The sequence below is a fragment of the Lentzea cavernae genome (assembly GCF_014653695.1).
GTDB classification, from domain to species: Bacteria; Actinomycetota; Actinomycetes; order Mycobacteriales; family Pseudonocardiaceae; genus Lentzea; species Lentzea cavernae.
The window spans coordinates 444,253-463,132 of sequence record NZ_BNAR01000001.1 but is presented as its reverse complement, the minus strand read 5'-3'; the positions used below and the strand labels follow the sequence as shown (position 1 = coordinate 463,132).

The 18,880-nt window shown below is 71.7% G+C and carries 15 protein-coding genes; 6 read left to right on the top strand and 9 right to left on the bottom strand.

What is annotated here, in order from left to right; translation table 11 throughout:
• Positions 1–875 precede the first annotated feature (875 nt).
• Entirely contained in the window at positions 876–1,799 is a 924-nt protein-coding gene (locus IE307_RS02150) for a peptidoglycan-binding protein (protein WP_191295721.1), read from the bottom strand.
• Between the two features lie 10 nt (positions 1,800–1,809).
• Positions 1,810–2,334, bottom strand: coding sequence for a helix-turn-helix transcriptional regulator (locus IE307_RS02145; protein WP_191295720.1), 525 nt, complete (start codon positions 2,332–2,334; stop codon positions 1,810–1,812).
• Positions 2,335–2,430: 96 nt separating this feature from the next.
• Here IE307_RS02145 and IE307_RS02140 point away from each other — a divergent pair, with 96 nt between their 5' ends.
• Positions 2,431–6,546 carry an nSTAND1 domain-containing NTPase gene (locus IE307_RS02140; RefSeq protein ID WP_191295719.1) on the top strand — a complete coding sequence of 1,372 codons (4,116 nt, stop codon included), beginning with the start codon at positions 2,431–2,433 and terminating at the stop codon, positions 6,544–6,546.
• Here IE307_RS02140 and IE307_RS02135 read toward each other — a convergent pair.
• Together IE307_RS02135 and IE307_RS02130 are read right to left on the bottom strand one after the other, a co-directional pair.
• Positions 6,501–7,166 (bottom strand): response regulator, encoded by a 666-nt coding sequence (locus IE307_RS02135; RefSeq protein WP_191295718.1) that lies wholly within the window; start codon positions 7,164–7,166, stop codon positions 6,501–6,503. The two genes, IE307_RS02140 and IE307_RS02135, sit on opposite strands and share 46 nt — an antisense overlap.
• Positions 7,163–8,245, bottom strand: a complete 1,083-nt coding sequence (locus IE307_RS02130) for a sensor histidine kinase (protein WP_191295717.1) — start codon at positions 8,243–8,245, stop codon at positions 7,163–7,165. Before IE307_RS02130 ends, IE307_RS02135 begins: the two co-directional genes overlap by 4 nt.
• A 131-nt stretch (positions 8,246–8,376) precedes the next feature.
• On the opposite strand from IE307_RS02130, the gene IE307_RS02125 reads away from it, so the two are divergent.
• Positions 8,377–8,691 (top strand): DUF6223 family protein, encoded by a 315-nt coding sequence (locus IE307_RS02125; RefSeq protein ID WP_191295716.1) that lies wholly within the window; start codon positions 8,377–8,379, stop codon positions 8,689–8,691.
• Here the strand turns inward: IE307_RS02125 and IE307_RS02120 are convergent.
• The 4 genes from IE307_RS02120 to IE307_RS02105 all read right to left on the bottom strand — a co-directional run bounded on the left by IE307_RS02120 (position 8,648) and on the right by IE307_RS02105 (position 12,984).
• The gene (locus IE307_RS02120; RefSeq protein ID WP_191295715.1) at positions 8,648–9,787 is read right to left on the bottom strand and encodes an ROK family protein; all 1,140 of its coding nucleotides are present in this window, start codon (positions 9,785–9,787) and stop codon (positions 8,648–8,650) included. The genes IE307_RS02125 and IE307_RS02120 overlap by 44 nt on opposite strands.
• Complete coding sequence (gene xylB, locus IE307_RS02115) at positions 9,784–11,166, bottom strand: xylulokinase (RefSeq protein ID WP_191295714.1); 1,383 nt, start codon at positions 11,164–11,166, stop codon at positions 9,784–9,786. The genes IE307_RS02120 and xylB overlap by 4 nt, the downstream gene beginning before the upstream one ends.
• Position 11,167: 1 nt before the next feature.
• Positions 11,168–12,319, bottom strand: a complete 1,152-nt coding sequence (gene xylA / locus IE307_RS02110; RefSeq protein WP_191296448.1) for a xylose isomerase — start codon at positions 12,317–12,319, stop codon at positions 11,168–11,170.
• Between the two features lie 68 nt (positions 12,320–12,387).
• On the bottom strand, positions 12,388–12,984 hold the full coding sequence (locus tag IE307_RS02105) for an SGNH/GDSL hydrolase family protein (RefSeq protein ID WP_191295713.1): 597 nt from the start codon (positions 12,982–12,984) through the stop codon (positions 12,388–12,390).
• A gap of 51 nt (positions 12,985–13,035) precedes the next feature.
• Between IE307_RS02105 and IE307_RS02100 the strand changes: the two genes are divergently transcribed.
• The 3 genes from IE307_RS02100 to IE307_RS02090 all read left to right on the top strand — a co-directional run bounded on the left by IE307_RS02100 (position 13,036) and on the right by IE307_RS02090 (position 16,703).
• Positions 13,036–13,659 carry a hypothetical protein gene (locus tag IE307_RS02100; RefSeq protein WP_191295712.1) on the top strand — a complete coding sequence of 208 codons (624 nt, stop codon included), beginning with the start codon at positions 13,036–13,038 and terminating at the stop codon, positions 13,657–13,659.
• Between the two features lie 241 nt (positions 13,660–13,900).
• Entirely contained in the window at positions 13,901–15,886 is a 1,986-nt protein-coding gene (fusA, locus tag IE307_RS02095) for an elongation factor G (RefSeq protein WP_191295711.1), read from the top strand.
• 55 nt (positions 15,887–15,941) lie between these two features.
• Positions 15,942–16,703: an endonuclease/exonuclease/phosphatase family protein gene (locus IE307_RS02090; RefSeq protein ID WP_191295710.1), complete on the top strand. Its 762-nt coding sequence runs from the start codon at positions 15,942–15,944 to the stop codon at positions 16,701–16,703.
• Here IE307_RS02090 and IE307_RS02085 read toward each other — a convergent pair.
• Complete coding sequence (locus IE307_RS02085; RefSeq protein ID WP_191295709.1) at positions 16,693–18,150, bottom strand: hypothetical protein; 1,458 nt, start codon at positions 18,148–18,150, stop codon at positions 16,693–16,695. The two genes, IE307_RS02090 and IE307_RS02085, sit on opposite strands and share 11 nt — an antisense overlap.
• Before the next feature lie 119 nt (positions 18,151–18,269).
• Here IE307_RS02085 and IE307_RS02080 point away from each other — a divergent pair, with 119 nt between their 5' ends.
• Entirely contained in the window at positions 18,270–18,878 is a 609-nt protein-coding gene (locus IE307_RS02080; RefSeq protein ID WP_229904296.1) for a hypothetical protein, read from the top strand.
• The last annotated feature ends 2 nt before the right edge of the window (positions 18,879–18,880 follow it).

Here is an 18,880-nt window from a genome sequence, read left to right as displayed (position 1 = left end):
CCGCGATTACGAGGTTGTGGACCCTCAAGCCGCTGAGGGGTCGGCGACTTGAGGGTGCGGCCGGCGGACCCGCGTGCTTCCCTCTCTCCCTGGGGGAGGAGCGAGGGTGGATCCGCCGGCGGAAGGCCCTCGAGCAGCCTGGGGGGATGGCGGGCTCGAGGGCGGGGCTTGTGGTCGGTGCGGCGGTCGCCTCTCGGCGGTGTGCACGACGCGGCTCCAGCTGGAACGGTATTCCGCGAAGGCTGTTCTGTTGGGGCCCGGGGACTCGATCCGCACCGACTGTCCTGTTCAACGGCGCGGGCATCCGTTGTGTTCCAAGGGACCCTGTGTGCTGACTCACTGGCCGGGTTGCTGATTTCCTTTTGATTCAAGGGAATCGGCGGGTAAGAGGTGATCGGTCAACGCGGAATTCCATGTCATGAAACAAGGTTCGGGATCAGGGGGTCGGCGCGGCAGGAGAGGTCCGCGCCGACCTGGACGCCCTCAGGCCGTCTGTCGGGGGAGAGTGACGGCCTGAGGGCGAGTTCGAGAAGTCGGTGCGATCGGTCGCCTCTCGGCGAGTGGCTCTACGCGGTACCAGCCGAACGGTCTTCCGCGAAGGCGATGAGGTGAGGCCCGGGGGACACGGATCGCACCGACACCCTCTACAACGGGCACGGGGCCTGAAGTGTTTCCGGAACGATCTGTGTGGTCGCTCACCGCTCACCGCTCGCCGCTCACGCTCGCCGCTCACGCTCACGCTCACGACACAACCAAGCCGAGCCACCCAGCCGTCTGCCAGACCGGCGGCGAACACAGGTCAGCGTGGAAACGCCGAGGTGGCGACCCGGAAGCCGTCAGGCTCCGAGCCGCCACCAACGTTCGCCAAAAGCGCCTCAGTAGAAGCAACCCGTGCGGGGCAGCGACGACGGCGCCGGAGGCGTGCGGCCGTCGTACAGGGCGAGCAGGAAGTTCTGCGGGCAGTAGGACGTCCCGCTGATCTTGATCGCGATGTGCAGGTGCGGACCGGTCGAGTTGCCGGTGTTGCCGGTCGTGCCGACGCGGTCGCCGGCCTTGACGGAGGTGCCGTTCGAGACCGACCACGACGAGAAGTGGCAGTAGATGTAGTCGACGCCGCTCTTGACGATCCGCAGGCCGTTGCCGCAGCCGTTGGGCTCGTTGATGCGGTAGGCGGTGCCGGTGACCATGGCGTACGCCGGCTTGCTGTTCACCGGCAGGTCGATGGCGGGGTAGTCGTGGTGCGGGTCGTCGTACTCGCTGCGCGGCAGGGCGCTCTTGGCCAGCGGCAGGCTGTAGGTGCCGCCGCCACCGCCGCCGGAGCCCGAGCCGCCGACGAGGGTCTGCCAGGTGTTCGGGCCGACGATGCCGTCCGCGGACAGGCTCTTCGACTTCTGGAACGCCACGGCGGCGCTGTGGGTGCCGCCGCCGAAGTCGCCGTCCTCGTCCAGGCCGTAGCCGTAGCGGTTGAGCTGGACCTGGGCGGCGCGGACGGCGTTGCTGTTGTTGCCCTGCTTGACGCTGACGACCAGCTTCGGCCAGGTGTTCGGGCCGATCTGGCCGTCGGCGGACAGGCCGTTGGCGCTCTGGAACTGCTTGACCGCCGCCTCGGTGGCCGGGCCGAAGTCGCCGTCGGCGCTGATGTTGTAGCCGCGGTGGCGCAGCAGGTGCTGGGCCGTCAGCACGTTCGCGCCGTTCTGGCCCTCCTTGACGTTCGGCCACGACGGCAGCGCCGCCTGGGCGGGGCTGACGACGCCTATCAGAACCCCGAACGAGATCAGGGCGGCAACGAGGATTCTCATGGTCAGCACGCTAGGAACGCACGGGCAGCGGACGCCCTAGTCGCGAGACCAGTTGTGTGCGGTCGCGGCAGCCGAACTTCCGCAGCAGGTTCGACACGTGGTACTTCACCGCGCTCACCGTGATGAACATGGCCGCGGCGATCTCCGCGTTCTCCCGTCCCTCGGCGACCAGCCGCAACGTCTCTCGCTCGCGGACGGTCAGCGACGCCGGCGGGGGATCGGGCAGCAGCGACGACACCAGCCGGGGCGACACCCAGCCGCCGTACCGGTGCACGTCGTGGACCGCCCGCACGATGTCGTCCGGCGGGTCGTCGGCGAGCACGAGCCCGGTCACGCCGAGCCGCACCAGGCCGTCCACGGCCTCGAACGACGACAGCACCGCGACGGTCCCCGGGCCGGCGGCGGCGCCGGAGTCGGTGACGAGCACGTCGGCGGGCGCGCCCGGAACGGCCCAGGGCGCGGCAGCGAGGCGGGACGAGATCTTCTCCGCCAGCAACGCGCTGCGCAACGATAGCGAGACATGGATGGTTCGCACAGCGCGAACAGTCGGGAAAGCACCGTATTTCCGCGTATCGGGTGCGTATAACGCCAGGTCGTTGTTACCGTTCCGCCGATCATCGGGGGAGGGTGCGTGCGGTTCCGGGTGCTCGGTCCGGTCGTCGTCACCGCGAACGGGGAAGAGGTACCGCTGCGGTCCGCGAAGCAGCGCACCCTGCTCGCGATGCTGTTGCGGCACGCGAACACGCCCGTCTCCCAGCACCGGCTGGTCGAGGCGCTCTGGGAGTCACCGCCGGCCTCCGCGCAGGAGAACGTCCGGCTCTACGTCTACCAGCTCAAGCGCTCCCTCGGCCTCGGTGACCGGATCACCCGCGAACCGGCCGGGTACGCGCTCGCGGTCGAGCCCGGCGAACTCGACGCCGACCGCTTCGAGCAGCTGACCGAGGACGGTGAACGTGCGCTCGCGGCGGGAGACCCGGCGAAGGCGGCCGATCTGCTCACCGAGGCGCTCGGCCTGTGGCGCGGCCCGGCCTACCCCGACCTGGCCGGGCAGTTCGCCACGAGGCTCGACGAACGCCGGTTGCGCGCCGCCGAGGCGCGGGCCGGCGCCGAACTGGCGCTGGGCCGGCACGCCGGGGTGATCGGCGATCTCGGCGAACTGGCCCAGGCGAACCCGTACCGCGAGCCCCTGCACGCCCTGCTGATGACCGCCCTCTACGGCGCGTCTCGCCAGGCAGAGGCTCTGGAGGTGTTCCGGAGAGCCCGCGAACGGCTCGTGGAGGACCTCGGCATCGAACCCGGCCCCGAGTTGCGCGGCCTGCACGCGACGATGCTGCAGGGCGCCCCACTGCTCGACCCCGCACCGCCGAAGACCGGCCGCACCGACTGCCCGTACCGCGGCCTGATGGCCTACCAGCCGGAGCACCACCCGTGGTTCTTCGGCCGTGACCACCTCGTCGACCTGGTCACGCGCCGGATCGAGCGCCATCCGGTCGTCGGGGTGTTCGGGGCGTCCGGCAGCGGCAAGTCCTCGCTGCTGAGGGCCGGTGTCGTCGGCGGGCTCGACGCGACGTGGCGGCCTGTCGTCCTCACGCCGACAGCGCACCCGGTGGAGGCGCTCACCACCGCCCTCGCGTCGTTCACCGGCAAGCGGCCCGACCTCGGCGCGGACCCGGCGGCGTTCGACGTGGAGGTGCGCAACGCGCTCGCGCACGGCCCGGACGACGTCCGCGTGCTGCTCGTGGTGGACCAGCTGGAGGAGCTGTTCACCTTGTGCGCCAGCGAAGGTGAACGCTCGCAGTTCATCAGGGTGCTGCTCGACGCCGCCCAGGGGCCGCACCGCCGCACACGGGTCGTGCTCGGCGTCCGTGCCGACTTCCTCGCCCACGTCACGCAGCACCCCGGCCTGGTGCTGGCGCTGGCGGACGAGGCGACCGTGCTGGTCGGGCCACCGTCCTCCGCCGACCTGCGGGACATCGTGCTGCGCCCGGCCGCGATGAGCGGGGCGTCCGTCGCCTCCGACCTGCTCGCGACCGTCCTCGCCGACGTGGACGCCGAACCGGGTGCGCTCCCGTTGCTCTCGCACGCGCTCGTCGAGACGTGGCAGCGTTCCGGCGCCGAACTGACCTTGGCCGCCTACCGTGCGGGTGGCGGGGTCCGCGGCGCGATCGCGCAGACCGCCGAACGCGCCTACGACGAACTGGGGGACGCGGAGCAGCACGCCATGCGCCGGATCCTGGTGCGGCTCACCGCGTTCGGCGACGGCACCGAGGACACCCGCCGCCCGATCCGCCGCGCCGAGCTGGACGGCGTCGCCGAGCCCGGCGTGGCCGACGGCGTGCTCGCCCGCCTGGTCGCCGAACGGCTGGTCGTCCTGGACGAGGACACCGCGGAGATCGCCCACGAGGCGCTGATCCGCGCGTGGCCCCGGTTGCAGCGCTGGCTGTCCGACGACAGGGCGACGCTGCTGGTCCACCGCAGGCTGACCGCCGCGGCGCACACCTGGACCGAGCTCGACCGGGACGAGGACGCGCTCTACCGGGGCGCGCAGCTCGCCACCGCGTCGGCCTGGGCCCTCGACCACCCCGGTGAGCTGAACGCGGCCGAGGAGGCGTTCCTCGGGGCGAGCCGCGAGCGCGAAGAGGCCGAGCAGGTGACCGTGAAGCGCCGCAACCGGCTGCTCACGAAACTCGTCGCGATCATGGGCGTGTTGCTGCTCCTCGCCGCGGGCGGTGGCGGCGTCGCGTGGTGGCAGTCGCGGGAAGCCCGGTTGCAGCAACGGATCGAGCAGGCGCACCAGCTCGCGCTGTCGGCCCGGGGCCTCGTGGACACGGCCCCCGACCTCGCCGGGCAGTTCGCCCTGTCGGCCTACCGGCTGCACGCGGACGACGACACCCGAGGCGCGCTGCTGAGCACCGCGTCCGCACCCCGCCGCCGCGTCGATCTCAACGCGGACGGCCCGCCCGTGCTGGACGTGAGCGTGTCGAACAAGGGAGACGTGATCGCCACGGCCGACCGGGACGGTCATGTCACGTTGTGGGACCTGGGGACGCGCTCGCGCAGGATGCTGCTCGCCGACCACAACGCGTTCACCGACGGCGGCTACGCCCGGCAGGCCGAGTTCAGCGCGGACGACCGGTTCCTCGCCTCGAACGCCTCGCTGCCGGCACTGGCCGGAAGCCGCGGCGACGTCGTCGTCTGGGACCTCGCGACCGGAAATGCCAAGTTCTCCCACCAGTTCGACGTGATCACCACCGGGCTCGCGTTCCACCCGGCGGGCACGTCGTTCGCGGTCGGTGTCGCCGGAGGCGCCGTCGAGGTGTGGGACGTCGCCGCCAGGACCAGCCGGACGCTGCGGGGGCACGGCGCCGAGGTGACCGCGCTGGCGTTCAGCCCGGACGGAGCGCTGCTGGTCACCGCGACCGGCGAGGAACACCCGCTGGTGTGGGACGTGGCGTCCGGCGCGCGGATCGGCGAGATCCCGTCGCTGGAGGTCGACAACGTCGCCTTCGACGGGACGGCGATCGTCACCGCGACCCTGCGCGACGGCGTGAAGTTCTGGGACGTGAACGGGAAGCTGTTGTCGGAGCTGCCGAAGCAGGGCGCCTACGCGTGGGAGGCGTCCGCGCCGGTCGGTGGACGCATGGCGGTGGCGGACGAGGACGGGCTCATCACCATCTGGGACGTCCGCGCGGGCCGTCCCATCACGACCTACCGCGACCGCGGCCGCACCGAGTCCAGGGCGATCGCGCTCGGCCGCGCCGGCACGCTGCTGGTCTCCGGCGGTTACGGCCGGATCGTGGCGGTGCGCGAGGAGGCGGTGCCGCCGTTCACCGGGCACGCCGGCGGCATCAACGCCATCGACGTGCGCGAGGGCGTCGTCGCGTCGGCGGGGGACGACAGAACCGTGCGGCTGTGGGATCTCGACGGCACGCCGCTGGCCACTTTGGACGGTCATTCCGATCGAGTGGAGTCGGTGTCGTTCAGCCCGGACGGCTCCCGGCTCGCCGCGCTGACCCGCGACCACACCGTCACGATCTGGGACGTCGCCCGTCGCGAGCGGGTGTCGTCGCTGTCCTACAGCGGTCTGGGCGCCTCGACCGACATCGCCTACCAGCCCGACGGGCGCGGGATCGTCGCGGCGTCGCTCGGGCGCTTCCGCTGGAACCTGCCCGAGCTCCGGGAGAACCCGTTGTCCGGTGGCCCGTTCATCGCGAGCGCCGTCGAGTTCACGCCGGATGGCCGCCTACTCATCTCCACCGACCCGGCGGGCGGCGCGATGCTGTGGGACGTCGCCGCCGACGAGCTGCGACGGCGCGTCAGCACGGGGCAGGGCGACGTGCGGGACGTCGCGGTCAGCCCGGACGGCACGAGGTTCGCGACGGCGGGCGCCAACCGGACGGTGAAGGTCTGGGACGTGGCCACGGGCGCCGAGCTGATGACGCTGACGGGGCACTCGGCGCCGGTGGTGGCGCTCGCGTTCAGCCCGTCCGGCACCGCGCTGGCGTCCGGGGGAGAGGACGACGCGGTCGTGGTGTGGGACCTCGGCACGCGGACCGGCACGACGCTCACCGGGCACACGGGACCGGTGCAGGCCGTCGCGTTCACACGCGAGGACGAGCTGGTGTCCGGTGCGAACGACGCGCGGATCATCCGCTGGTCGCTGTCCGCAGCGGACGCCGAGGCGCGGATCTGCGCCGAGGGCTATCCGCGGTCGGAGGTCTGCGGGACGACGAGGCCGGACTCGTAGGCGATCACCACGAGCTGGGCCCGGTCGCGGGCGTGCAGCTTCGCCATCGCGCGGTTGACGTGGGTCTTCGCGGTGAGCGGGCTGATCACCATGCTCGCCGCGACCTCGTCGTTCGACAGGCCGCGCGCGACCAGGACGACGGCCTCGCGCTCGCGGGTGGTGAGGTGCTCGAGACTGCGGTCCTGCCGCGGCGGCTGGCTCACGTACCGGTCGATCAACCGGCGGGTGATCGACGGGGCCAGCAGCGCGTCACCGCGGGCAGCGACCCGGACGGCGTGCAGGAAGTCCTCCGGCTGCACGTCCTTCACGAGGAATCCGGCCGCGCCCGCCTTCAGGGCGTGGAAGACGTACTCGTCCAGGCCGTAGTTGGTGAGGATCACGACGTGCGTGCCCGCCAGCGCCGGATCGGCGGCGATCCGCCTGGTCGCCTCGATGCCGTCCACCTCGGGCATCTGGACGTCGACCAGGGCGATGTCCGGGAGGTGCGCGCGGGCGAGGGACACCCCCTCCGCGCCGTTCGCGGCCTCGGCGACGACCTCGATGTCGTCCTCCGCCTCCAGCAGCGCGCGGAACCCGCTGCGGATCAACGGCTGGTCGTCGACCAGCAGGACGCGGATCACGGCTGCACCACCGGGAGTTCGGCCCGCACGCGGAACCCGCCTCCGCTTCGGGGTTCCGCCTGGAGCCGCCCGCCGAGCGCGGTGACCCGCTCACGCATGCCGAGCAAGCCGACGCCGGGCTGCGGGTTCTGCGGCACCGCCTTGCCGTCGTCGTCCACGCGCACGACCACCGCGTCCGGGCGGTAGTCGATGTGGACCCGCGCGGTCTCCGCGGCGGCGTGGCGGGCGATGTTCGTGAGCGACTCCTGCACGATCCGGTAGGCCGTGCGCTCGACCGCGGCGGGAACGTCGTGGTGGCGGCCTTCGATGGTGAGCCGGGCGTCGAGGCCGGTCGACCGGGCGCGTTCGACGAGCTCAGGGACGTCGTCGATGCCGTGCGGCGGGTTCTTGTCGTCGTCGCGCAACGCTTCGAGCGTCGCGTGGAGTTCCCTGGCGGCTTCACGGCCGGCGTCGCGGATCACCAGGAGCGGCTCGGGCACGTCCTCGCCGCGTTTGCGCGCGAGGTGGACCGCGACCTCGGCCTGCAGCTTGATCACGGAGATCTGGTGGGTGAGCGAGTCGTGCAGTTCGCGGGCGATGTGCAGGCGTTCCTCGCCCGCGCGCCGGCGTGCCGTCTCCTCGCGGGTGCGTTCGGCCTCGTCAGCTCGCTCCTCGGCTTGCCTGAGCGCCTCACCGGCGGCCGCGGCGGCGATCAGCCACGCGATCTGCAGGACGTCCCGGGTCTGCGCGAACGCCTCGTACGTCGTGAGGTCCCGCGGCGACAGGAGCGCCGCGAGGGGGAGTGCGCCGAGCATCAGCACGGAACCGGCGAGCGTGACGACGCGGTGGCCCGCCCGCATGGTCGCGTAGACGGCGAACAGGAACGCGATCACCGGCACGTCCGCGCCGGTCGCCTGGTAGCCGAGCGCGAGGAGGCCGGTCGCGGCGAGCACGGCGACCGGTGCCGTTCTGCGCCACGCCAGCGCCAGCCCGCTCAACGCCAGCAACGCGTATCCCGTCGCGGTGGCGGGATGCCCGGCCACGACGAGGCTCGCCGCCACGCCCGCGGCGATCGCCCAGTCCAGCCGGCGCCTGCTCATGCGCGCAGCCTATTCCTCGGTTCGCACTGGTAGATCGTGCGCTGGGATGACTTCGGGACTACCGCGGACGCGGTAGTCGCTGTCTGCGCTCGCACGACGACCCCGCGCGGTCCGGCGGACAGGCTGGGGCCATGTTGCTCTCAGCTGCTTACGAGATGACCGCGGGACGCACGTGGTCGCTGATCGGCGCCGGTGCCGGCACTGCCGGTGTGGTGATGGGAGTTCTGGCGTGGAGGCGACGCCGGAACGGGCTGGCGGCCCTGGTCGCCGGTGGGATCGGGGTGCTGCTCGGCGCCGCCGTCGTGCTGGTGGCGAAGGGCGGTCCGGGCACCGGCTACGGGATCGTCGGCGGCTACGTGTCGCTGGTAGTGGGCCTCGCCGCCGTGGTGCTCGGTGTGCTGGCTAAGCGAAGAGCCGCTCGGGCTGCTGCACCGCACGCCTCGTGATGAGCCCCGCCGCACCCCGTGCCACGGCGAACTCGCCGAGCGGTGAGGCGACGAGCCGCGCGTGCCGTTCGCCGCCCGCGAGCACCCGGCCGTCCATTTCGGACTGGACCGCGGCGCTGAGGTGTTCGTACAGCAGGGCGTAGCTCCCGCCGAGCACGACCGTCGGCACGTCGAACAGGTTCATCAGCGTCGCCAGGCCGACCCCGAGCGCCTCGCCGGCCTTCCGCACGGCCTCCTGAGCACGGGAGTCACCGGTGTCGAGGGCCTTGCGCAGGGAGTTGAGCGTGCGCCGTCCCGCCTCGCGCAGGATGACGTCGAGGCCCGCGTACCGCTCCACGCAACCGCGGCTGCCGCACGTGCAGAGGACGCCGTTGCGTTCGATCACGACGTGCCCGAGCTCGCCCGCGAACCCGCTGACGCCGCGGTAGACCTCGCCGTTCAGCACGACGCCCGCGCCGATGCCGACGTCCGCGGTCACGTGCACGAAGTCCTCGCCCGCGAGGTGGTGCGGCCACAGGTGGGCGAGCGCGGCGAGGTTCGCCTCGTTGTCGAGCTCGACGTCGAGGTCCAGGCGCCGGCCGAGGTTCGCGGCGAGCGGCGACCCGACGAGCTTCGGCAGGTTGGGGGTCCTGATGACGACGCCGTCGTGCACGACACCGGGGATGGCGAGGCCCGCGCCGAGCAGCTTGCGCGGCCCGGTGACCTCGCGGATCAGCTCGGCGACCCGGTCCAGGACCTCGTCCGCCGTCGCGCCGCGCGTGTCGGCGGGCACGAGGCGGCGTTCCAGCGTCTCGCCGTCGAGCCCGAGGGTCTCGACGGCGAGGTGGCTGACGTTGATCTCCGCCCCGACGGCGACCGGGCCCTCCGGGTGGAAGCGCAGCGGCTTCGACGGCCTGCCCATGCCCGCGAGCGTGGCGGGTTCCTCGACGAGGATCCCGCCCGCCAGCAGCGGTTCGGTCAGGTTGCCGAGCGTCGCCTTGGTGAGGCCGGTGCGGGCCGCGAGGTCGGCCCGCGAACCGGGGCGGTCGACGAGGGCGAGCAGCACCGTCCGCAGGTTGCCGAGGCGAACCTGCCGCAGGTGGTCGACGGTGGTCATCGACTCAAGTATCGCTGCGCCGCGTCCCCGTACCGCGCCCGGACCTCCGGCTCCGGCTCCGCCTCGTACCGCGTGCTCTCCGCCAGCGTCCACTCCGGAGGCGTCGCCGCGCCCGTGAGCGTCCATGCCGCCTGACGCGCCGCACCGTCCGCCACGTACTCGCCCGGCGCGGGCACCGTCACGGGCACACCGAACACCATCGGCGCGATCTCCCGCACGGCCCTGGACGCCGCCGCTCCACCCACGAGCCGCACACCGCTGACGTCCGCACCTTGCTCGGCCAACGCGTCGAGTCCGACGGCGAGACCGCACAGCATGCCTTCGACAGCCGCACGCGCGATGTTCGCCGGTGTGGCATTGGTGAGCGTCAGACCGTGCAACGCGCCCGTGGCGTCGGGCAGGTTCGGCGTTCGTTCGCCTTCCAGGTACGGCACCATCACGACGCCCTCGGCACCCGGCTTGGCGGACAGCGCGAGGTCGCTGAGCTTCGCGAGGTCGACGCCCAGCATCCGGGCGGTCGCGTCCAGCACGCGGGCGGCGTTGAGCGTGCACGCCAGCGGCAGGTACCGGCCCGTGGCGTCGGCGAACCCCGCCACGATGCCGGACGCGTCGACCGCCCTGACCTCGGAGGTCGCGGTGACGACGCCGGAGGTGCCGAGCGACACCAGGACGTCCTCGCCCCCGCCCACGCCGAGCATGGCCGCCGCGTTGTCACCGGCGCCCGCACCGAGGCGAAGCGGTCCGTCCACGAACTCGGACGGGCCCAGCACGCGCGGCAGCCCCACGTCGGAGCGGCCGAGCGCGAGCGACACCAGGTCCGGCACGTAGGCGTCGGCCACCGAGTCGAAGTAGCCGGTGCCCGACGCGTCCGAACGGTCGGTGACCAGGTCCGCGAGGTCACCGGTGCCGCGCAGCCGCCACGTCAGCCAGTCGTGCGGCAGGCAGACCGCGGCGGTGCGCTTCGCGTTGTCCGGCTCGTGCTGGGCGAGCCAGCGCAGCTTGGTGATCGTGAACGACGCGACCGGCACGAGACCGATCCGCTCCGCCCACTGCTGCGCACCGAGCTCGGCCGTCAGGTCGGCGGCCGCCGCCGCGGAACGGGTGTCGTTCCACAGCAGCGCCTCCCGCACGACCTCACCGGCGTCGTCGAGGCAGACCATGCCGTGCTGCTGGCCGCCGACGCTCAGCGCCGCGACGTCGTCGAGCCCGCCGGCGTCGGCCAGCGCCGACTGCAGCGCGCTCCACCAGTGCGAGGGGTGCACCTCGGTGCCGTCCGGGTGCGACGCGCGCCCCTCCCGGACGAGACGGCCCGTCTCGGCGTCGCGGACCACGACCTTGCACGACTGCGTCGAGGAGTCGACGCCGGCGACGAGCGTCATGTCAGCGCGCTCCCGCGAGGTGCTCGAGGGCGAGCTGGTTCAGCCGGACGAAGCCGAAGCCGCGCTCGGACGCCTGGTCGAGGTCGAAGCTGTCGTCGGAGAGCAGGTCGTCGTAGGACTCGCCGGCGTTCAGCGTCGGCTGGCCCAGCTCGGCGACCCCCGCGGTCTCGAGCGCCTCCTGCACCTCGGGGTCCGCGCGGAAGGCCGCGGCGCGTTCCTTGAGCAGCAGGTAGGTGGCCATGTTGGCCTTGGCCGAGTCCCACACGCCGGTGATGTCCTCGGTGCGCGACGGCTTGTAGTCGAAGTGCCGCGGGCCCTCGTAACCGGCCGTCTCCAGCAGGTCCACCAGCGCGAACGCGTTCATCAGGTCGCCGTGGCCGAACACCAGGTCCTGGTCGTACTTGATGCTGCGCTGACCGTTGAGGTCGATGTGGAAGAGCTTGCCGTGCCACAACGCCTGCGCGATGCCGTGCACGAAGTTCAGGCCGGCCATCTGCTCGTGCCCGACCTCGGGGTTGAGACCCACCAGGTCCGGGCGGTCCAGCTCGGAGATGAACGCGATCGCGTGCCCGACCGTCGGCAGCAGGATGTCGCCGCGGGGCTCGTTCGGCTTCGGCTCGAGCGCGAACCGGATGTCGTAGCCGCGGTCCGTGACGAACTGCGTCAGCAGGTTCATCGACTCGCGGTACCGGTCGAGTGCGGCCCGCACGTCCTTGGCCGTGTCGTACTCGGAGCCCTCACGCCCGCCCCACAGCACGAAGGTCTCCGCGCCCAGGTCGGCCGCCAGCTCGATGTTGCGCAGCACCTTCTTCAGCGCGAACCGCCGCACGCCGCGGTCGTTGCTGGTGAAGCCGCCGTCCTTGAAGACGGGGTGGCTGAACAGGTTCGTCGTGACCATCGGGATCACGAGCCCGGTGTCCTTCAACGCACCCTTGAGACGGTCGATCTGCTTCTCGCGGTGGGTCGCCTCGAAGCCGAACAGGTCGTCGTCGTGGAACGTGAGGCCGTAGGCCCCCAGCTCGGCGAGCCGGTTCACCGCCTCGACGACGTCCAGCTCGGGCCGCGTGGCCTCGCCGAACGGGTCGCGACCCTGCCAGCCCACGGTCCAGAGACCGAAGGAGAACTTGTCCGCCGGAGTGGGCGTGGTCATCATCCACCTCATTCGTTCAATGCTTGAACTTAGTCTGGACAGTACGACGCCACGGCCTTGATCGCAATCGCTCAGGCGTGCATTCGGTCCGCGGCGGCCTCGACGGCGGGTGCCAGGGCGGCGGCGATCTCGCGGTAACCGGCGGCGGACGGGTGGAAGCGGTCGGCGGCGAAGAGCGAGGGGTCGGCGGCGAACCGGGGCGTGACGGCGCGTTCGACGTGGGCGACCACGCCACCCGCCCGGATGACGGCCTGCTGCTGCACCTGGGCGTACTGGCGGCTCACGGTCGACACGGCGTCGCGCAGGGCGGGCGGCACGTGCGAGACGATGCTCAGGTCCGGCGCCGTGGTGACGACGACCTCGGCCCCCGCCGCGCGCAGGTCGGCGACCGCGTCGTGCAGCTGCTGCGCGCCGACCTGGGCCGGGACGAACCTGGTCAGGTCGTTCGCGCCGATCACCACCACCGCGATGTCGACGCCGCTCGCCACGGCCGCGCGCACCTGTCCGCGCAGGTCGGCCGAGCGGGCGCCCGCGACGGCGTGCACCCTGAGGTCGACCTGGTGTCCTGCCTTCCGCAGGCGTTCGGCGAGCAACGGGCCGAGCGTGTCCTCCCGGCGCGTGCTGCCCACTCCGGCGGCGATCGAGTCGCCGAGCAAACACAGACGCATACCTGTGAAAACGGCATGCGAGGCGGCGGTGTTCCGGTTCAGACTGTGACGGTGGACGAACTGCTGGGGTGGTGCGTGGTCGCGAACGTCGCAACCGGACTCAAGCACTTCTCGCCGGGCACGAAGACGTGGGTGTTGCCGCCGCAGTGGGGTGACGGCGGGGAGCAGGTCGTGGTCGTCGGCCGGCATCGCGGCACCCCCGGCCGGTTGGCTCAGATGGTCGTGCCGCGGGCGCACCTCGCGGACTTCCGGGTGCGCGGCGTCTACCAGCCGGCCGTGCACCGCGCGCTCACCAAGCAGGGCGAGCGCGGCGAGCCCCGGCAGTGGAAGTCCCGGGAGGAGGCCGAGGAGGCCGCCGGCCGGTGGGGTCTGGACGCCATCGTGCGGGCCGGAGTGCGGCGCCCGCAGAGGCGGCTGGAGTTCTTCGGCGACGTGACTCGGCTGATGGCCGGGGAGAGCGCGTCCGCGATCCGCGACGTCGTGGATCCGGACCTGCCGCTCGGGCTCGGCGAGGTCTTCCGCGACCGGCGGGAAGTGGAGGCCGTGACCGGGTTGCGCGAGCTGCTCGACACCATCGAGACGGCCGGGACCGCCCACTGGGCGCGCAACCCGCTGTGGCCGGTTGTGCGTTCCAGCGCGGCCGAGCTTCGCGCGCTCTTGAGCCGGGTTCCGTAAAACGGTTCCCCCGCAACGGAGATCCGTCTACACTCCACGATCAACATCACCGAACGACGAGAGGGGACCGGCCGTGCGTACCGCCGTCATCCTCCCGTCCCGTTTCGACGTGATCCTCGTGTCCCCGCACCCCGGTCGCCCGCTGCGCGCCGGGCACCGGAGTGTCTGACGAACCCCTGAGCGGGTTCGCCGGGTCATCGCGCTGACCCCGCAAGTCCTTGACACCAAAGGCATCAAAGCCATGCGCACCATCACGTTGAACGCTGTCCGCAACCTCGGCATCCTCGCCCACGTCGACGCGGGCAAGACCACGCTCACCGAACGAGTCCTGTTCGCGACCGGCAGCACCTACAAGCGCGGCGAGGTCCACGACGGCACGACTGTCACCGACTTCGACCCGCAGGAGCGCGACCGCGGCATCACGATCTTCGCCGCGGCCGTGACCTGCACTTGGGACGGGCACCGCGTCAACCTCATCGACACACCGGGGCACGTCGACTTCGCCGACGAGGTCGAACGGTCCCTGCGCGTGCTGGACGGGGCGGTCGCGGTGTTCGACGGCGTCGCCGGTGTGGAACCGCAGAGCGAATCCGTGTGGCGGCAGGCGGATCGGCACGGCGTGCCGCGGATCGCGTTCGTCAACAAGCTCGACAGAGCCGGCGCGAACCTCGACCACGTCGTGGAGTCGATCCGGGTGAGGCTGCACACCGTGCCGCTCGTCGTGCAGCTGCCGATCGGCGTGGAGGACGGGTTCCGCGGTGTCGTCGACCTGGTGCGCATGCGTGCGCTCATCTGGGACGAAGGCATGACCGAAGGGCCCGTACCGGAAACGCTGCTGGCAGAAGCACAACGGCGCCGTCGCCTGCTGGAGGAGGCGGTCGCGGAACTGCACCCCGAGGCGTTGGAGGAGTTCTTCGCAGGAGGATTGTCCGAACAGACGCTCGTCAACGCGCTGCGGCAGCTGACCCGGAGCGGTCAGGCGACGGTCGTGCTGTGCGGCTCGGCGTACCGCAACCGGGGCGTCGAACCGTTGCTGGACGCGGTGATCGCGTACCTGCCGTCCCCTGTGGACGTTCCGGCGGTGCGCGGCGTCGACGGCCAGGAACGGGAGCCGGACCCGGAGGCGCCGTTCGCGGCGCTGGTGTTCAAGGTGAACGCCACCTCCACGGGACGGCTCGCGTACGTCCGCGTCTACTCGGGCACCCTCCACAAGGGAGACACGGTCCAGGTGGCGGGCCGCAACGAACGCATCGGGCGCATCCTGCGCGTCCAGGCCGACCGGCACACGCCGGTCGACCAGGCCGTCGCGGGGGACATCGTCGCGCTGGTCGGGCTGAAGTCGGCCCGCACCGGGACGACGCTGTGCGCGCCGGACGCACCGTTGCTGCTCGAACCCCCGGTGTCGGCCGACCCGGTCGTGTCGGTGGCGGTGGAAGCGCGGACCAGCGCGGACAACGCCCGGCTCACCGAAGCGCTGGCGCACCTGGTCGACGAGGACCCGTCCCTGCGGTTCGGGACGGACCCGGAGACCGGTCAGACCGTGCTGTCCGGCCAGGGCGAGCTGCACCTGGAGGTCTCGGTGGAGAAGGCGCGCACGCTGTACCGCATCGAGATCACCATGGGACGGCCGCGCGTCTCGTACCGCGAGACCGTCGCCACGGGCGTCACGGGATTCGTCTACCGGCACGTCAAGCAGGACGGAGGGCAGGGCCAGTTCGCTCACATCGTGATCAGCACCGAACCGCTGGAGACGGGTTTCGAGTTCCGCTCGGCCGTCACCGGCGGGCGCGTGCCGCAGGAGTTCGTCCGCGCGGTCGAACAGGGCTGCCGGGACGCGCTGGCCGAGGGACCCCTCGGCCACCCGGTGACCGGTGTGCGGGTGACGCTCACCGACGGGTCCACGCACGTCAAGGACTCGTCGGAGATGGCGTTCCGCACGGCGGGACGGCTCGGGCTGCGCGACGCGCTGAAGGCCGGCGCGATGACGCTGCTCGAACCGATCGCCGAGGTCGCGGTCACCGTGCCGGAGGAGTACCTCGGCGGCGTGCTCGGTGATCTGGCCACGCGCCGGGGCCGCATCCTCGGCTCGGACGCCAGGCCCGGTGCGACGGTGGTGACGGCGAGCGTGCCGTTGGCGGAGATGTTCGGTTACGTGACCCGCTTGCGCAGCCGGACGCAGGGCCGCGGCTCGTTCACGAGCACGCCGACTGGTTACGCGCCCGCGTAACCAGTGGCACAGGCCCGACCTGAAAACAGGTCGGGCCTGTGCAACCCTGGTCCAGGTGTCGACCTTGAGCGTGATGTCCCTGAACCTGAGGTTCGCCTCGACCGTCGAGCCGAACTCGTGGCCGACCAGGCGTCCTGTGATGGCGGAGTTCCTGCGGCAGGAGCTGCCGGCACTGATCGGCACGCAAGAAGGCCTGTATGGACAGATCAGCGATGTGGCGCACGACCTGCCCGACCAGTACGACTGGATCGGCGTGGGCCGGCACGGCGGCAGCCACGACGAGTTCATGGCGATCTTCTTCGACACCCGGCGGCTGCAACCGCTGGAGTTCGACCACGAGTGGCTGTCCGACACGCCGAAGCTCGTGGGCTCCAGGTCCTGGGGCAACAACGTGATCCGCATGGTCACGTGGGTCCGGTTCGCGGACCGCGAGACGGGCAAGCAGTTCGTGGCCGTCAACACGCACTTCGACCACGAGTCGGCGAACGCCCGCCTGCGCAGCGCCGAGGTCGTCCGCGACCGCCTCCACGCCCAGCAACTCCCGGTCGTGCTGACCGGCGACTTCAACGACGTCCCCGGCTCACCGCCCTACACCGTGCTGACGGCCGAACTGACCGACACGTGGCTCGCCGGGCCGCAGACCACCCCGGCGTACGGGACGTTCCACGGCTTCGGCCCGCTGATCCCCGACGGCCCGCGCATCGACTGGATCCTGACGCGCGGAGCCACCGTCGAGGCCGCCGCGATCAACACGTTCCACCGCGACGGCCAGTTCCCGACCGACCACCTCCCCATCCAGGCGTTGATCAGCTTCTAGGCGCCCACTCCGGCGGCAGGTCGTGCGAACAGGTCGGTGCGCCGGCCGCGCGGGCCTGCCGCTGCTCGAGGTACGGCCCGGCGATCTGGTCGCGGGGCAGCGGGGCCAGCGCGGTGATCGCGTCACCGGCGGCCAGCACCTGGGCGCGCATGCGGTCGTGGTCGACGGCCTGGGCGCCGAACGAGGGCGCCCACAGCGTCCACGGCCCGGAGATCATCGCCATCGTCGGGATCAGGTGCGAGTGGAAGTGCGTGCCGATGCCGCCGAACGAGCACTGCGGCGGCACCCGGCCCGGCACCGGCGGATCACTGCCGGGCAGGACGAACGTGCGGTCCACCGCACGCCCGGCCAGTGCCGCCGCGGCTGTCCGGGAGAGCACGGGACTGCCCGCGAACCAGCCCGAGGGCTCCGCCAGGCCGGTCGGGTGCAGAGAGCCGTTCCGGGGCAGGAACTCCCGCGTGCCGAGGTGTTCCAGGACGAACGCGAACGCGACGGAACCCGAGTCGTACTCGGCGTCGAGCGCACGGGCGCGGAACTCGCTGCCCTCCGCCGGGCGGTGCAGGTGGCCGGTCGCGAAGACGAACTCGATCGTGCGCGGCCGGCACCGCAGTGGCAGGCGGGCGAAGTGCCCGGCGAGCGCCAGCAGTGCGACGGTGCCGTTCTCCTGCACCCAGCCCACGCCGTCGGTGTTGGTGTCGAGGACGATCTTCTCGCTGCTGCGGCCGGGCAGCGTGGCGATCAGCGAGCGGGTGGTGGCCGGTGCGCGTCCGGCCACCACGCCGATCGTCGTGTGCGTGCCTGGAACCAGCCTCGAAGCCGCGTCGGAGCCGATGAACACGCCCGGCAGGCGGTAGTGGGTGCCGAGGTGCGGGTCCCAGTAGCCCTTCACCTGCTCGTGCGGGAAGGGGAAGGCGACGACGACACCGGCGGCACCGGCCTTGCCCGCGTCGACCATGTCCGCGTCGAGCAGCGGTTCGGCGAGGTAGCCGCGGTCGAGAGCCGGGAAGTCGCGCAGCACGACCTTGCCGCGCGCGTTGCCGGCGGTGATCGGCGTGCCGGCGGGCAGGCGGACCAACGAGCCGGAGCGCACACCGGGATCGGAGTAGGGGATCGCGCCGGCGACCGGCACGAGGCCGTCCGAGAGCAGGAAACCGGGACCCGGTCGCCAGCGCTGGATCGCGAAGCTCTCGGACCGCACGGACACGCCCGGGAGCCGGTCCACGCGGCGTTCGAGCCACGAGATCAGGCGGTTGTGGGCCGGGCTGCCGGTCGCGCGGACGCCGAACCCGGCCACGGTGGAGTTGAGGGAGCGGAGTTCGCGGGCGGAGGCGAACGACCGCTCGTCGACGGTGGGGGAGCAGTCGTCCGACGCGATCGCCGGAGTGGTCAGCTGGAGGGCGAAAACCGTTACGACACCTATGAATGCGATGCATCTGGCAGGCTGCACGGCGCTCACTGTGGGCCCTCGCGGGAAGGCCTCACAATCCGCTGTCCAGGTAACCAAGTGAGACCGTTGTCAACCGTCAACGGAAATGGTTTATACCAATTTCCGCTACGGTCCGCTGGATGCGCCTGAAATCGACGTTCGGCCGCGTCGCGGTGATCGCGTACGCGCTGCTGTTCACCCTCGGCTCGACAGCGGTCGCCGACGCCTCGCACGGCCGCGAGTGCGCCACCCCGTCCATCGACCGGTACCAGCAGTGGATCGCCAGTGGTGAGGGTGCCACGGAACCCGCGACCGGCAGCATCCTCGTGCCCAAGGGACGGCACGACCACACCGCGAAGATCAAGTTCCTGGCCGACGACTGGGCCGTCATGGTCGTGTGGCTCGGCAACGAGTTCGAGGCGCAGGCGGACCTGTCCGACTCGCGCGGCTTCTGGATGACCTACCGCGCCACCAACGACCTCCACGTCCAGCTGCGTCCTGCGGAGTTCTGGAGCGGCGGCGACAAGTGGGTCACGAAGATCCCGTCCACCGGCGGCAAGCTCGTGAAGCGGTTCTTCAGCTTCAAGACGAAGGACTGGACGTATCTGCCCGCCCTGGGCAAGCCGTCCTACCCGCTCGCCGACGCGCTCGCCGACGCCCGTGGCCTGGTGTTCGTCGGCAACACGAAGAACGACCTGGAGTTCCAGAGCCTGAAAGTCGACGGGTACCGGCCACCCTGCGTTTACTGAAA